General features: G+C 41.8%; 13 protein-coding genes. 1 reads left to right on the plus strand and 12 read right to left on the minus strand.

What is annotated here, in order from left to right; all coding sequences use genetic code 11:
* Window positions 1-34: 34 nt before the first annotated feature.
* The 9 genes from AC4E8C_RS22060 to AC4E8C_RS22100 all read right to left on the minus strand — a co-directional run bounded on the left by AC4E8C_RS22060 (window position 35) and on the right by AC4E8C_RS22100 (window position 8,991).
* A complete protein-coding gene (locus tag AC4E8C_RS22060; RefSeq protein WP_490208775.1) occupies window positions 35-796 on the minus strand; it encodes an ABC transporter ATP-binding protein in 762 nt (253 codons plus the stop codon).
* On the minus strand, window positions 789-1,568 hold the full coding sequence (locus AC4E8C_RS22065) for an ABC transporter ATP-binding protein (RefSeq protein WP_490208776.1): 780 nt from the start codon (window positions 1,566-1,568) through the stop codon (window positions 789-791). Before AC4E8C_RS22065 ends, AC4E8C_RS22060 begins: the two co-directional genes overlap by 8 nt.
* Window positions 1,540-2,586 (minus strand): branched-chain amino acid ABC transporter permease, encoded by a 1,047-nt coding sequence (locus tag AC4E8C_RS22070; RefSeq protein WP_490208777.1) that lies wholly within the window; start codon window positions 2,584-2,586, stop codon window positions 1,540-1,542. The genes AC4E8C_RS22065 and AC4E8C_RS22070 overlap by 29 nt, the downstream gene beginning before the upstream one ends.
* A gap of 13 nt (window positions 2,587-2,599) precedes the next feature.
* Window positions 2,600-3,481: a branched-chain amino acid ABC transporter permease gene (locus AC4E8C_RS22075; RefSeq protein WP_490208778.1), complete on the minus strand. Its 882-nt coding sequence runs from the start codon at window positions 3,479-3,481 to the stop codon at window positions 2,600-2,602.
* 76 nt (window positions 3,482-3,557) lie between these two features.
* On the minus strand, window positions 3,558-4,763 hold the full coding sequence (locus tag AC4E8C_RS22080; protein ID WP_490208779.1) for an ABC transporter substrate-binding protein: 1,206 nt from the start codon (window positions 4,761-4,763) through the stop codon (window positions 3,558-3,560).
* 34 nt (window positions 4,764-4,797) lie between these two features.
* Window positions 4,798-6,093, minus strand: a complete 1,296-nt coding sequence (locus AC4E8C_RS22085) for a dihydrolipoamide acetyltransferase family protein (protein WP_490208780.1) — start codon at window positions 6,091-6,093, stop codon at window positions 4,798-4,800.
* Between the two features lie 21 nt (window positions 6,094-6,114).
* Window positions 6,115-7,095: an alpha-ketoacid dehydrogenase subunit beta gene (locus AC4E8C_RS22090; RefSeq protein WP_490208781.1), complete on the minus strand. Its 981-nt coding sequence runs from the start codon at window positions 7,093-7,095 to the stop codon at window positions 6,115-6,117.
* Between the two features lie 12 nt (window positions 7,096-7,107).
* The gene (gene pdhA / locus AC4E8C_RS22095) at window positions 7,108-8,175 is read right to left on the minus strand and encodes a pyruvate dehydrogenase (acetyl-transferring) E1 component subunit alpha (protein WP_490208782.1); all 1,068 of its coding nucleotides are present in this window, start codon (window positions 8,173-8,175) and stop codon (window positions 7,108-7,110) included.
* Window positions 8,176-8,211: 36 nt separating this feature from the next.
* The gene (locus AC4E8C_RS22100) at window positions 8,212-8,991 is read right to left on the minus strand and encodes an IclR family transcriptional regulator (RefSeq protein WP_490208783.1); all 780 of its coding nucleotides are present in this window, start codon (window positions 8,989-8,991) and stop codon (window positions 8,212-8,214) included.
* Between the two features lie 611 nt (window positions 8,992-9,602).
* Here AC4E8C_RS22100 and AC4E8C_RS22105 point away from each other — a divergent pair.
* Window positions 9,603-10,565 (plus strand): aldo/keto reductase, encoded by a 963-nt coding sequence (locus AC4E8C_RS22105; RefSeq protein WP_490208784.1) that lies wholly within the window; start codon window positions 9,603-9,605, stop codon window positions 10,563-10,565.
* A gap of 246 nt (window positions 10,566-10,811) precedes the next feature.
* On the opposite strand, the gene AC4E8C_RS22110 is transcribed toward AC4E8C_RS22105, so the two are convergent.
* The 3 genes from AC4E8C_RS22110 to AC4E8C_RS22120 form a co-directional block, all read right to left on the minus strand.
* Window positions 10,812-12,140: an APC family permease gene (locus AC4E8C_RS22110; RefSeq protein ID WP_490208785.1), complete on the minus strand. Its 1,329-nt coding sequence runs from the start codon at window positions 12,138-12,140 to the stop codon at window positions 10,812-10,814.
* Window positions 12,141-12,153: 13 nt separating this feature from the next.
* Window positions 12,154-13,056, minus strand: coding sequence for an acetamidase/formamidase family protein (locus AC4E8C_RS22115; RefSeq protein WP_490208786.1), 903 nt, complete (start codon window positions 13,054-13,056; stop codon window positions 12,154-12,156).
* A 593-nt stretch (window positions 13,057-13,649) separates the two neighbouring features.
* The gene (locus AC4E8C_RS22120; protein ID WP_490208787.1) at window positions 13,650-14,900 is read right to left on the minus strand and encodes a sugar efflux transporter; all 1,251 of its coding nucleotides are present in this window, start codon (window positions 14,898-14,900) and stop codon (window positions 13,650-13,652) included.
* Window positions 14,901-15,041 lie beyond the last annotated feature (141 nt).

The following is a 15,041-nucleotide window of genomic DNA, read 5'->3' on the forward strand; positions in this document are numbered from 1 at the left end:
TTTCACACCGCCTGTCAGTTGATTGGAAAAATAATCATTGTTCTGCGAATATTTCCTCTTTAATCGCCTTGAAGTCAGTTGAGCCTCCACCCAAATATAAGGATGCTACCCTTTTGTCTTCGAGCATTTCCTTTGAATTTCCGGTTAAAGCAATCTGTCCCCGTTCGATGACACAGGTACGATCGGAAACTTTCATGGCAGCCTTTGCATTTTGTTCCACTAAGATAATCGTCGCATCCGTTGATTTTCGTAAGTTTGCCAGTACTTCCATGATATCCTGAACAATTAAAGGGGCTAGGCCAAGGGATGGTTCATCTAGTAACATGATTTTCGGTTTCGCCATCAGGCCTCTGCCAATAGCGAGCATTTGCTGTTCACCACCGCTTAGGTTTCCTCCCAATCGAGTAACCATTTCTTTCAAGCGTGGAAAGATTTCCAGGACTTCTTCTACATCATATTTCAATTTTTTCTTATCCTTCCGATAGCGATGGAAAGCACCCAGCATCAAGTTTTCATATACGGTTAATGCATCGAATATTTGCCGGCGCTCAGGAACTAAAACCATCCCTTGCTGGACTGTTTCTTCGATGGGCATAGTAGTAATATCTTTATCTTCTAAGCGGACAGCCCCTTGGTGCGGCTGATAGATGCCCGATAATGTCCCTAAAAGAGTACTTTTACCTGCTCCGTTTGCCCCGATAATCGCGAGCATTTCTCCTTTGTTCACATGAAAACTAATCCCTTTTAAGACATGAATACGACCGTGATAGGTATGAAGATTCTGGACACTAAGCATGTACGATTGCCTCCTCTCCTAAATAGGCAGCGATAACGACAGGATCTCGCTGGATCTCTTCAGGAGTTCCCTCCGCAATTTTAACGCCATTTTCAACTACGATGATTCGATCAGCTATTCCCATGACCATTTCCATATCGTGTTCCACTAACAAAAAGGTATAGCCTCTTTTTCTCAGGCGAAGAATAATGCGCACAAGCTCAATCGATTCCTTTTGGTTTAAGCCGGCCATGGGTTCATCTAATAAGACAAGGTTTGGTTCCATCACGATAGAACGGGCAATTTCAACTAACCTTTGCAATCCGTAGGGGAGATTCATCGCGAGCTCATCTTTCCGTTCTTTCAGCCCGACCAGCTCCAAAGCCTCTACCGCTTTCTCATAGGCCAGCTGGTTATCCTTTTTAGCACGGGAAAGCCCAAACCCTCCGGCAAAAAAACCACTTTTCGTTCGGGTGTGGTAACCAACCATCACGTTTTCAACTACTGTCATATCGTTGAAAATTTGCAGATTCTGAAAGGTTCTGGTAATCCCTCTCTTGGCCACCTCATGAGTTTTTCTCCTCGTAATCGATTCCTCTTTAAAGGTAATGTCCCCCTGACTGGCTGGGATGATCGAGGTAATCATATTAAACAGAGTGGTCTTTCCAGCTCCGTTTGGTCCAATCACCGCGACAATTTCATTTGAAAATACGTCAAAGTTGACCTTATTGACGGCGGTCACACCGCCAAATTGTTTGGTAAGGTTAGAGATCCCGAGCAATGGCTTTTTCACTGTGTATTTCTCCTTCCTTCACGTGCTTAATCTGGTTCCTTCGGCCAGACCATTTCATCCAACCGTCCTTCACCCCTACTGATAAACCTTGAGGCATAAAAATCATCGTTACAACTAAAATCACTCCAAATAAAATCATCTCGTATTCACTGCCAGCGTTAGGAATAAACAGTGGTACTACCTCCCGGACCAATTCACCTAAAGAAGTAATAACAGCTGCGCCAACGAGCCCGCCCCAAATATTCGTTAGACCCCCAATGACGGCGATGATGACGAAATTGATCGATGCCGTGACATAAAAAGGAGAGGGGCTGATAAATGAGACATAATGGGCATATAAACTGCCAGCAATCGAAGCAAATACAGCGCTCAGCATGAAGACTTTCACCTTATACTTCGCTGGATGAATGCCGACGGACTGGGCCGCTATTTCACTGCCGCGAATCGCCCTGAGTGCCCTCCCCACCCTTGAGCGGACAAGCTTTGCTGAGAAAAATAATAGTCCTAATGCCACAACCCAAACTAAGTAATAGTATTTAAGATCTGTATCAAACGTGATAAAACCGAGGGACAATTGCGGGATATGTCTGATGCCAGATGGACCTCCGGTGAGTTCGACCATCTGCATAAAAGTGATATAAACGATAAAGCCAAATCCAAGTGTCGCGAGCGCCAAATAATTTTCCTCTAATTTTAAGGTTGGCCATCCAATAATTAGAGCCACAATGGCTGAAATGACACAGCCTGCTACAATGGCAATCCAAGGAGAAACACCGTAAGTGACCGTTAATATTGCTGATGTATAAGCCCCAATCCCATAGAAGGCTGCCTGAGAAATCGATATTTGACCTGTAAACCCAAGCAGAAGCCCTAATCCCATCGCAACTATGGCGTAAAGACCAATAATCACAAGGACACTCGTAATATATGGACTTCGAAACACGATTGGCAGTACGATTAATACAAAAACGAAGGCCGCAATGCGCCAATTCCCTAATTTGCTTGCGAAGGCATTCATGTAAGTCTCCCCTTTAAACCCGTTTTCCGGACGATTTTGAAAAAATACCGTTCGGTAAAAAAATCAGCACGATAATTAACAAAGTGAAAATAATCGCATCTTTATAACCAGATGAGATTAACCCCGCACTTAGCGATTCAATTATTCCAATCAGAAAACCGCCGGCAATCGCGGCTGGAGCATTCGTCAAACCGCCAATCGCTGCAGCTACGAACGCTTTCAAGCCCAGCATCAAACCCATCTCATAGGTAGCACCTGTAATCGGTGTGGTAATGATTCCCGCTAAGGCACCAAGCCCTGCACTAATGGACAAGGTATAGAATGACATTTTAGTAGGTTTAATTCCCATCACCCTGGCGGCCAGCCGATTGATCACGCAGGCCCGCAGGGTTTTACCCCAGTACGTTTTATAAAAGAAGAAATACATTAAAACCACCATAATTAAACAGATGACAACAGCCCAAATGCTTTGTCTCAAGATGAAGGCCTGAAATATTTGGACGGGTTCTCCATTGTCTAACGGAGGCATGCTATGAGGATTGGATCCCCAGATTAATAAGGCGATACCACGAAGAACAATCGATGCCCCAATCGTGATAATAATCAGTGTGAGAGGAGAAGCATTTCGCGCTGGGTGAATCGACGTCCGTTCAAATAAAGCACCGACGACCATCGTAATCAAGATAGCTAAAACGAATGTTAACGGGTAAGAAAAGCCAGCTGCAATCAGTGAAGTGGCCGTCAAACCGCCGATCATAGCGAATTCACCCTGCGCTAAATTGAGGACACCCGTAACATTAAAGGTGATGACGAAACCGATGGCGATCAGTGCATAGATACTGCCTATGGTTAAACCGCCAATTAAAAGCTGGACAATAAAAGATGCATATTCCAATGTTTTGACACCTCGCTTAAGAGTCTATGCGGCTGGAATAACCAACCAGCCGCATGTACACATTTGCTTCACTTTTCTATTTGTTATATAAAGTCCATTTGCCATTTTTAACTTCTATCATGACAATCGAATCCATGCTTAATCCGCTATGGTCTTCAGGCGTGATATTGTACACTCCTGTAACTCCGACAAAGTCTTTAATATTATTCTCTAGATAATCTCTAATCGCATCTCGGTCTGTACCTGCCTTTTTGATGGCTTCCGTAGCAAGCATAATTCCGTCATAAGAATAACCTGAGAAGTTTGTAGGGGAGTACCCTAACTTTTCTTTATGATCCTTGATAAAATCCTCTATGATCTTTTTCTGAGGATCACTGTCTGGAAGTGTATTGGAAACTAGTATTTTGCCGCTAGCTAACAAATTGCCATCCGCTACATTTCCTGCTTGGTCAAGATACGCTTGGTTCGCCATACCATAGCTGTGTACTAAAGGTACTTTAAAACCTAATTGCTTAAAATCCTTCGAAACAACGGAGCCGGATGGCGGTCGGGTCCAAACGACGACAGCATCTGGTTTTGTTAATTTAATCTTAGAAAGCTGCGGTGTCACACTTGTATCACTGCCTTCAAATGTTTCTTTTGCGATGATTTCAACTCCATATTTAGGAGCCAGCTCTTTGAAGTGGTTATAACCATCCTCGCCATATGCATCATTTATGTGCATCCAAGCTACTTTTTTAATATTGCTTTCCTTTAGACTCTTTAGGGTTTGTTCGATCATGAGGTCACTGTTGTGGACCGTTTTAAATACATATTCCTTTACTGGTTTGACAATATCAGAACCTGCTGCCATTGAGATATAAGGTACTTTTTCCTTTTGGGCGATTTCCAGCATGGCTAGACTGCTTCCCGTAATGGTGCCGCCAACCACAATGGAAACCTTTTCATTAATTAGTTTTTTCATTCCAAGAACCGCTGTTGTTTCATCACTTTCAGAATCATATTTAACAAACTCTACTTTTTTACCGCTAATGCCGCCATCATCATTAATTTTTTTCTCTAAATATTCAGCTGTATCCATTTCTGGTTTCCCTTGAGAAGATGCAAGCCCGGTGGCATCAGAGATAAAGCCGATTTTAATGACATCTCCTCCCGAGGTACTTTCCGTTTTTCCCGAACCTTTTTCTGCTTCCTTTACAGCAGTTGGTTTTGCGGAATTACTACAAGCAGCGGTCAGCAGCAATAGCACCATCATCAACAATCCAATTGACTTTTTCAACAATTTGTTATCCTCCTTTTAATATCGTAATAATCGGTTAGACCATTTCCATAAACAATAAATTCGGACTCTCTAAGTAGGTAATGATATGTTTTAAAAAGTAGGACGCCATAGCACCATCTATTAATCGGTGGTCAAAGCTTAAACTTACCCCCATTATGTCACGGATTACGATCTCTTCAGCTTCCGTTACAACAGGCTTCTTCTGAATACGATGGATTCCGAGAATGGCTGCCTCTGGATAATTGATAATCGGAGTGCCAAATAACCCCACACCGGTAGAACCAATATTGGAAATCGTAAACGTTCCGCCTGTCAATTCATCCACTAATAATCGATGATTCCTGGCCTTTTCAGAGAGTGTCGTGATTTCTTTAGCGATCTCAAGCAGATTCTTCTGGTCTGGCTTTTTGATAACGGGAACAGTAAGGCCTTTTGATGTATCCGTTGCAATCCCAATGTTATAGTGGCTCTTAACCAAAATTTCTTCTGTCTCTTCATCAATAGAGGAATTTAAGTAGGGAAATTCCTTCAAAGCCGATACGACAGCCTTCATAATAAACGGCAGATAGGTTAGGTGAACACCTTTTTCTTTGGCATTGACTGACATCTGTTTACGAAGGGCTACTAGCTGCGTTACGTCAATTTCTTCAACGATGGTGGATTGAGCTGCAATTTGAGTGGACTGAGTCATTTTCTTAGAGATGCTGCGCCTTAAACCCCTTAATGGAACACGTTCAATGGTCGTCATCTCATTGTGCTGTGGAATTTGTGGTGTTGGTGGACTACTGATGAATTCTATTGTTGCTGAAGCTTGTTTCTGTGCTGTTACCTGTTCCGATTGAACCATTTGCTCCTGTTGTTCCTTAAACCGCCTTACATCTTCTTCCATTACCCTGCCATTTTTACCACTAGGACTGACAAGTGAAAGATCAATATTTAATTCACGAGCAATTCTCCGGACCGTTGGGGTCGCAATCGCTCGGCTTTTCTTCTGTTTACTACTCGTTTGCGCTTGCTCGTTCTCATTTTGACTTTGACTTATTTCTGGCTTGTTTTGATTTGGTGGTTCTTGTAAACTGCCTCCCGTGGTATTGGCTGTTTGAAAACTGATAATGACTGAGTTTACCTGAGCAATCTCGCCTTCTTGAAAAAAGATTTGTTTCACGTTACCGCTGACTGGCGAGGTGATTTCAACCACCGCCTTATCTGTTTGAATTTCAGCAATAGGCTGATCCTCTTCAATCGCCTCGCCCGTACTGACAAACCATTTTACAATTTCACCTTCCGCAATTCCTTCACCCACATCAGGTAATTTAAATTCATATATCATCCAAAAATCCCCCCTATGATTTTAATAGGTTAGTACTTTATCGACTGCATGGATCAGCCTGTTTTCATTTGGCATCCATTCAAATTCAACCTGTGGGAACGGGTATGGCGTATCAAATCCGGTTACTCTTTCAACTGGACATTCGAGGTATGTAAAAGCCTCTTCCATCACTCTTGCGGCCACTTCAGCACCAAATCCGCCCGTTTTAACAGCTTCATGCATCACAATCACACGTCCCGTTTTCCGAACAGAGTTCATAACGGTTTCTGTATCAAATGGTACTAGCGTTCGTAAATCAACCACTTCAATCGATAAACCCTTCTCCTTTTCCAGCTTTTCTGCTGTTTTCACAGCAATTGGAACAGGGGCTCCCCAGCTAATAATGGTAATATCTTCTCCTTCTCTGACAACATTTGCTTTGCCGAGTGGAATTTCATACATTTCATCAGGTACTTCTTCCTTGATGGATCGGTAGATTTTCATTGGTTCAAAGAAGATGACTGGATCTGGGTCTTTCACCGCTGCTATTAATAACCCTTTCGCATCATACGGACTGCTCGGGATCACAACCTTCAATCCTGGCGTGTGGGTAAAAAAGGCTTCATAGCTGTCGCAGTGAAGCTCAAGGGCATGAACACCACCGCCAAATGGGCCACGAATCACCATCGGTACAGTAAATCTTCCGCCTGAGCGGAAACGCGTCCTCGCTGCTTGGGAACAAATTTGATCCATAGCCGAATAGATAAAACCCATAAACTGCAATTCTACTATTGGTTTAAATCCATTAACGGCAAGCCCGATAGCGGAGCCGATGATCGCTGATTCAGCAAGTGGTGTATCGATGACTCTATTTTCCCCATGCTTTTCGAGCAGTTTTTCAGTGGCTCGAAAAACTCCTCCGTTCGTGCCAACGTCAAGTCCGAGAACCATGACGGATGGATCTTGTCCCATCACCTGATCCATTGCTTCATTCACTGCCTGAACAATTGTTTTTAGTGCCATTTCGATTCCCCCTTATTTTTTTACGAATAAATTGGTTTCTACTTCTTCTTTTTGCAAGACTAAATCTGGTGTTAGTGTTTCATACACATGCTCAAAAATATCTGAAATGGTTGTTTTCGCGGCGGCCTCTGCCTCCTTTACAGCCTGATTAATCTCGTTTTTCATGACTTCGACTACTTGTGCTTCCTCCTGTTCAGACCAAATTCCCCGTTTGATAAGGAAGCTCTTAAACAACTGAATCGGATCTCTCTTCGTACGCCATTCTTCAGCCGTTGACTCTTCTCGATATCTTGTCGGGTCATCCGAGGTAGTATGCGGGCCGACACGGTAGGTAACCGCTTCAATCAAAGTAGGACCTTCCCCATTGCGGGCACGAATAATGGCCTCTTTTGTTGCATCGTAAACGGCTAACACATCATTTCCATCGACTCTGACACCCTTCATTCCATAGGCAATTGCTTTTTGAGCAATCGTATCGGTAGCCATTTGCTTTTCAATCGGAACACTTATCGCCCACTTATTGTTTTGACAAAGGAAAACGACAGGTGCCTTTAACACAGCCGCCATGTTAAGTCCTTCATGAAAGTCTCCTTTGGAGGTAGCTCCATCTCCAAAGGTCGTCAATGCGACCCGGTCTTCTCCTTTTAATTTACTTGCCCAAGCCGCTCCAACTGCTTGGGGAATTTGCGGAGGAATCATGATCGCTAAAGGGAAAATATTTACATCCTGTGGCACTTTGCTTCCATCCTTGTGTCCCATTGCGTAGAGGAGAGCCCCTTTCATATCTTTTCCGAAAGTAAAACAAGCAGCTAAATCGCGCCCATATGGAAATAACCAATCTCCTTTTTCTAATAGAAAAGTACTTCCAACTTGGGCGGCTTCCTGTCCGCTAAACGGGGGATAAGTACCAATCCTACCCTGACGCTGCAATCGGAACGCCCGTTCATCAAATAGTCTGGCACTCAACATCTTTTGGTATAATTCACGAAGTTCACCATCAGACAATTCTAGTTTACTCTCATCCACTAATTCACCATTTTCTCCAATTCTACGAACTAACTCATAAGTCTGATTTTCCATCCCTTATCCTCCTTATTTTTAAAAATAATTCAACCTTTACGAGCCAATAAACATCTCTGAACTTTTTGACACCTCATGTGAAATCATGGATGCATATTCAAACATCATGTCGATTATCTGATCCTGTTTGATACTCATCCTGCTGGTAGGACCGGAAATACTAAGAGCAGCAACTATTTTTCCACCCGCATTTGTGATAGGGACGGCAATACATTTCAATCCTTCGACCATCTCTTCATTGTCGAAAGAATATCCCTTTTCCCTAATAAGTCTTAAGTTATGTTTGAAATCATGTTTATCCGTAATGGTCTTATACGTATAAGGGATAATTGTAATCGCTTCCAAGTAATCGTTTATAAATTCTTCAGTTTGATAGCTTAATAGCATCTTTCCGGACGCCGTACTATAAAGAGGGGCAACCCAGCCGATATGTGATCCCATAAAAATCGTATTTCTCGTTTCTAATTTATCGATAAAAATAGCATTCTTTTCATTCATAACAACAAGGTGAATGGTTTCATTACTTTCTTTCCATAACTTTTCAAGATACGGCCTGGCAATTTGCCTAATGTCCAACCTTTGCAACACCAGTGAAGATAATTGAACCATTTTAATGCCTAAACTATACTTTCCGGTATTTTCATCCATCTCGAGAATGCCCTTTGATCTAAGCGTATATAAAATCCTATATACGGAAGTTCGATTCATCTTTGTATTCCGGACAATATCCTGAATGCTTAATGGTTTTGGTTCCGATTCAAAAACATTAATCACATCAATCGCGTTTGATAGTGTTTGCAGCATATAAGAATCCAAATTTATCACCTCCTGATTGGTTTTCATCATCTGAACAATCATTTTCTTGCCTTTATTGTGGTGGTCAAAAGGTAATTAACCGTTATGCGAACGGAGTGTTCACTATGTGAACATAATCTTACCCAAACTCTAAGCTTATGAGTTTGTCTCCGTCCTTCTAAAATTGACCGATAACCGAACATCGTGTTCACTATGTGAACATTTCAAAATCTTCTGAATTTTCTAACCTCGCATGTTAATTAAAAAATAATTTAGCCCAGTTGTCAATAGTAGTTATTCGACTTTTATCAGTCATCCTTCGACACGGTGGGTCATGGGGACGGTTCTTCTGCTCTAAAATACTGCAAAAAGCTACTCCCCTCACTTGAATCAGATGCTTCTAGTTTTTACTTTCACAAGACGTGTTTTTTTACATACATGAAACCGCGTGTTTCTTAAGCTTAACCTAGCATCAACAAGATACCTGAACAATTCGTCCTGTTTGCTAAAAGGAAAATGTTAGCGATAATATAGGGGTTGGTAAGTACATTCTCTCTAATATTGGAGCAAACCAATTTAGGGTAAATTAAAATGAGGATAGCCATTTTAAAATGTAGAAAGGGGTAATTCGAATGAAAATGGTAAAATTGCAGAATATGACGATTCCTCCGGTCGCTCTTGGTACATGGTCATGGGGCACCGGGGCAAACGGCGGGGATAAGGTTTTTGGAAATTATATTTCAGAAACGGACTTAAAGCCGGTATTTGACGCGGCAATGGATGCTGGATTCAATTTATGGGATACAGCGGCGGTATATGGGATGAACGCTTCAGAGAACATTTTGGGGAATTTCATTAAAGGCCGGAATGATGTGCTAATTTCCACTAAATTCACTCCACGAATGGCGGGAGACAATGACAACGCGGTTGAGGAATTTTTGACCGGAAGCCTAAACCGGCTCGACGTCGATCATGCTGATATTTATTGGATCCACAGCCCGGAAGATGTGAAAAGATGGACACCAAAACTAATCCCTTTAATGAAAAGTGGAAAAGTAAAACATGTAGGTGTCTCCAATCATAATCTGAACGAAATTAAATTGGCAGCTAGCATCCTGGCGGAAGAAGGGCTGAAAATTTCAGCTGTCCAAAACCATTACAGCTTGCTTTACCGGTCATCAGAAGAGGCCGGAATTATTGATTACTGCAATGAAAATAATATGGTATTCTTTTCTTATATGGTGTTGGAACAAGGTGCATTAACTGACAAATACAATTCGAAAAACCCTTTGCCAAGCGGCACCAGAAGAGGCGAGGCATTTAATTCAGACGTGCTTGCCAAGATCGAAGGCTTAACTGAAGTAATGAGGGAAATCGGCAGCAAACACGATGCTTCAACTGCACAAATTGCTACGGCTTGGGCGATTGCAAAAGGGACCGTACCGATTATTGGTGTGACGAAAATCTCCCATATTGAGGATGCTGTAAAAGCAGCCGAAGTCCAGTTGACAGCCCAGGAAATCCTCGAACTAGAAAAAGCAGCAAAGGAAACTGGCGTAGAAGTAAGCGGTGCGTGGGAAAAGCCCATGCATTAACGTAAAAATAGGCGCTCTACTTAGTAAATGGCCATTCATTCTCGAGCTACCATCTCATGAGAAGAGTGTAGAGTGTATGCAAAAGTGCACTCTTCTTTTTTATAGGGCTTATTCGGACTCAGCTGGCTCGAAATCACTTCGGGTGTTCTGAATCAAACCAAAGCTTAAAAAGAGTGACGAAAAGTAAAGTAGGGGTGTTCTCGTGCACTATGAAAGTTGGAGCACGAGAACCGTCCCCACGCCACACTATAAATTGAGGCTGTTCTGATCGCGGTTTATAGATAAATAGTTCTTTCGAGAGCGGATCCCAAAAAGGTAATAGTAGGCAACACCCACCAAACACCAGATGACACCGACCAGGATGATGTTCATTCCTGAATAAATAATCGCCAATAAATAGAGGACAATCCCAATGATAGGGGTAAACGGATAAAAAGGAACTTTATAAGGACGCTTCATGTCAGGGTACTTTTTCCTTAAATACATAACGAGGAAGCACGCAACGATATAGGTTAATGCATATCCAAATACTCCCAAGAATCCCGCCCAGACCCATGCTTTTTCTGTAATGGTTGGAAGAAGAGATACAATGATCATGGAACCTGCGGTAAAGTATAAAGAGCCCTTTGGTACATTACTTTTTACGTCTACTTTGGCAAATGCTTTACTAAACCAACCTTCTCTAGCCATTGCATATAAAACCCGCGTTTGACCCATAACACCGCCGTTTACCGTACTCATAGAACCTGTAAAGCTTTGAATTGCCAGCCACAGAGTTCCGATTCCTCCGAAAATCATCCCTCCCGCTTTAATTAACGGTGCCTCTGTTGCCAGTTCTGCAGCAGGTAGAATTCCAAATAGAATGGTGGCAAAGCCGCCAAATAGGATGGTTAAAAAGCTGGCTGCCCCAATTAATGCTTTTGGAATGTCTTTCTCCGGATTCTTGGATTCCTCTGCAAGAGTAGCCACTACTTCAAAGCCACAAAACGCAATCACGACAAACGGAAGGGTTTTTAATAGGGGCTCGATTGTTCCGTTTGGTGCAAAATCTTGGAACAGGCCAAGATCCAAATGTCCTAATCCTAGTAAAATAAAGAACGCGGATGATAATATCAAAATCACACCGAATCCAGCCTCAATAATGGTGGATAACCGTACTCCAATTAGGTTAAGAAGAACAAACACAACAGACGTTGCTAAGGCACCCACCCACTGTGGGATGACCGGTAATAATTCATGAACGTAAATACCAACTGAAACTAACTCTACATTTAAGCCAAATAGAAGGGCAAACCAATAGATCCACCCAACCATAAAGGAAAGAGGATGGTCGTCCCCAAAGGATTGCTTTGTGTACTCCCAAACACCACCACACTTAGGGAACATTGTGGCCAGTTCAGAAAAGACGAAAGCTGTAGCGAAAGTTGCGACTCCACCAAACAACCAGTAAGAAACAATCGACAGTGCCCCAGCTTCATTGGCGGCACCGCCCACTCCGATCATAAAACCAGAGGCTACGACCGTTGCATAACCAGTAAACATCAGAAGCCATTTGCCTAATACTCGGTTTAACATAGGGTCAACTCCATTATTTCAATTTGTATTCATACTTCTCTAACACCCACTCTGGCAGCTCCATTCTAGCGGTCATAAGGGGATCCACGATTTGACAAATAGCTAAATCGCCAATGAGCGACAATAGCATACCTGCTTCATCCACTTCTATTTTTAACTCCTCCACTAAGAATTGGTGCATATGAATAGTTGCATTTTTTGCAGCTTCATCCAGCGTTTGAGCAGAAGCGATCGCTATTAACTTCCCTTCGCTTACGAGCAAGGGCAGCGGAAGATTGCTGTCTTTGACAACTGTTACTTTAACGGTTACTTCTCCAGGAATCTCGAGCCCGCAAATGACGATTTCTCCATCTGCCATCACGGCATGCAAATCACCCATTGATAGTAAAGCTCCTGGGACATTTACAGGCAAGTAGAGGGTAGAACCCTTGATGATTTTTTTACAGTCCATGTTACCCCCATGCTCACCAGGTGTTCCGGTTGGTATGTCTTCTTGGGCTGGGGCAGTGCCAATAACACCAATCATGGGTTTGATAGGAATATGTATTTTATCATTAAACAGTACTTTACCTTCCTCAATCCGAATGATTTTTGTGGTTTCTCCTTTCACGATGTCTCCCAAGACACCATGCTTAGGGGCTGTGGTCATGACACCTTTGTCCTCAATTTTAATATCAAGAATTTCCACCTTTAACGTATCCCCAGGTTCTGCTCCCTCTACAAATAAAGGGCCTGTTGCCGGATTAATTTGATCCCAGCCGACGGAACTAAATGGCTGATCCTCACGCTGAATCTGATTGCTAAAACAATCTAATGTTTCAAACACCACGGTACTCCCATTTTGTACGCGAAGAACGGGGATATTTTTTGGAGACATGTTCAATACTGCATTTTCTTTTGCAATGGTCGTTGACATTCACTACACTCCCTTCAGTATTTGGTACTACAACTACATTCAATTTTAATTTTCAAAATAATTTAAAAATTTAAACTGTTATTCTATTATAAAACCTAAAACATTGCTTTTCAACGAAAAGGGAAAATAATCCATGTAAGAAAATGTGTCAAACGTGACACATGGGGAGGGTCTTACGCTCTAAATTTGATAGAAAATGATTAATTAATAGCATCCCATTATTGTATAGATGCGAAAAGGTTCCGTTTAACTGGTTATTTATTTTATCAAACAGAACCCAGGTAGAAATTAATCTGACTAATTAACGAAAACAAAAAAACGATTCGGTGTCCGAATCGTTTTTAATAGAAGTTAAATTAAGCTTTACATATTACATCTCCACATAAACAACTTGGCTATATTAGACAGTTCTACAAATCTTCCAATCTTTCAACACTACTCAAACGTTTGATTAGAATAAACCTTAGCCCGCACCAATCCTGGAATGACCCTTCGGTATGCTTAAAAAGATTGTCGAGAGAATAAAGCAGCTGTGCTTCTTACTCTATCCGAAATGATGCACAAGAACCGCTCCATAGTCTTTCTTCTTATACTCAATCCGAATGATGCATGAGAACCGTCCCCACTGTCTGTTTTTTCCTTTTTCCAAACAGGAGCAGAAATAACAGCCCGATGCCAGCAATAACCGTATATATCGAAATAACATTTCTATAGCTGACTGCTTCTGAGATGATGCCGAATAGCATGTAACCCAGCGTAGACCCGATTTGGGTTGTATTCATGTAAAGAGTAGTGGCCATTCCCGGAGCCTCCGGTATAAGATCTTGAAAATATGAAATAGCGATTCCCGCTGTAATAGAGACTTGGGCAGCACTTAAAATCTGAATAGGGTAGATTTGCCACGGTGCCCTGACAAAGCCAAACGATAAGAAGTATAGTAAGGCAAGTGTAAAGCCAAACCTAATTAGATTGGCATTATTCATTTTTGTTGCCAGTACCCCCACAAGAATCATAAAGGGAACCTCAAAAATGGGAGGGACACTAAATATCATCCCTACATCCATTTCAGTCCCATGCAATACCTTTGTAACAAATTGCGGGACGTTCAGAAAGTGGATGGATGTTGCCGTTGAAAGCATAAATGCTGCGGCAAGATAGCCAAAAATATACGGCCTTTTTATATATCCTTTCATCAAAGGTGGTTTGTCAACCGATAACTGTGGTTTTGAAATATCCTTTAATAAAAAAATAATGGTCAGAAGTGCAAGAAAATAGCCTGCTGCCACAAATAAAAATAGGCCCTTAAAACCTGTTTTCATCAACAGCACTGATCCCAAAGCCGGCCCCGCAGTCCAAGAGAGGGCAAAGAACATTCGAAAAATATTCATAATAAATGGAGTTTCTTCATTCGGAATATTGGCATGTTTGAGCGCATCCCGAGCATATGCCCATAATTGCGGAATCGCCGCAGCCGTAATACCCAAAATAAAGAAACCCGTAAAGGATAAGGCGTAATAATTTCTTAAGAATGCATAAAGTGAATAGCCTATTACACCTGAAGCGGAAGTTAGAATCAACAACCTTTTTCGGCTGGTATTCATATCCGATAATCTAGCTAGATAGCTGCTAATCATTACTCCGCCCAAGGCTGTTATCGTCATAAAAATTCCAAACCCAACGTTGCTCATTTTTGCTTCATCAAGCCCGAAAAGAGACGAAAAGGGAACAAAAAATGATGACGAGAGCCCAAATATAAAGTTAATAAGAAATAGACTTGGAAATGAAGGGATTTTCCAAATAAATACTCCCCTATCCTTCACCTTACTAAAAAACTTATTTTTCATTTTTATTATCAGTCCATTCCTTTTACTCTATTTTCAATTCTTTATAGGCTAAATATATTATATTGTAACTGGGCATTTATTTACATTCATCCTTTTTCCTATGAACAAAGGAAATGACTGATCCTACATATAAAAGGTTCG

It is taken from the genome of Neobacillus sp. SRL179, assembly GCF_984799095.1.

Excerpts from the sequence above, each read along its gene's own strand:
- AC4E8C_RS22070 (WP_490208777.1), bottom strand. The coding sequence starts at position 2,586 with ATGAATGCCTTCGCAAGCAAATTAGGGAATTGGCGCATTGCGGCCTTC.
- AC4E8C_RS22115 (WP_490208786.1), bottom strand. The coding sequence starts at position 13,056 with ATGTCAACGACCATTGCAAAAGAAAATGCAGTATTGAACATGTCTCCA.
- AC4E8C_RS22105 (WP_490208784.1), top strand. The coding sequence starts at position 9,603 with ATGAAAATGGTAAAATTGCAGAATATGACGATTCCTCCGGTCGCTCTT.
- AC4E8C_RS22060 (WP_490208775.1), bottom strand. The coding sequence starts at position 796 with ATGCTTAGTGTCCAGAATCTTCATACCTATCACGGTCGTATTCATGTC.
- AC4E8C_RS22085 (WP_490208780.1), bottom strand. The coding sequence starts at position 6,093 with ATGATATATGAATTTAAATTACCTGATGTGGGTGAAGGAATTGCGGAA.
- AC4E8C_RS22120 (WP_490208787.1), bottom strand. The coding sequence starts at position 14,900 with ATGAAAAATAAGTTTTTTAGTAAGGTGAAGGATAGGGGAGTATTTATT.
- AC4E8C_RS22110 (WP_490208785.1), bottom strand. The coding sequence starts at position 12,140 with ATGTTAAACCGAGTATTAGGCAAATGGCTTCTGATGTTTACTGGTTAT.
- pdhA (WP_490208782.1), bottom strand. The coding sequence starts at position 8,175 with ATGGAAAATCAGACTTATGAGTTAGTTCGTAGAATTGGAGAAAATGGT.
- AC4E8C_RS22090 (WP_490208781.1), bottom strand. The coding sequence starts at position 7,095 with ATGGCACTAAAAACAATTGTTCAGGCAGTGAATGAAGCAATGGATCAG.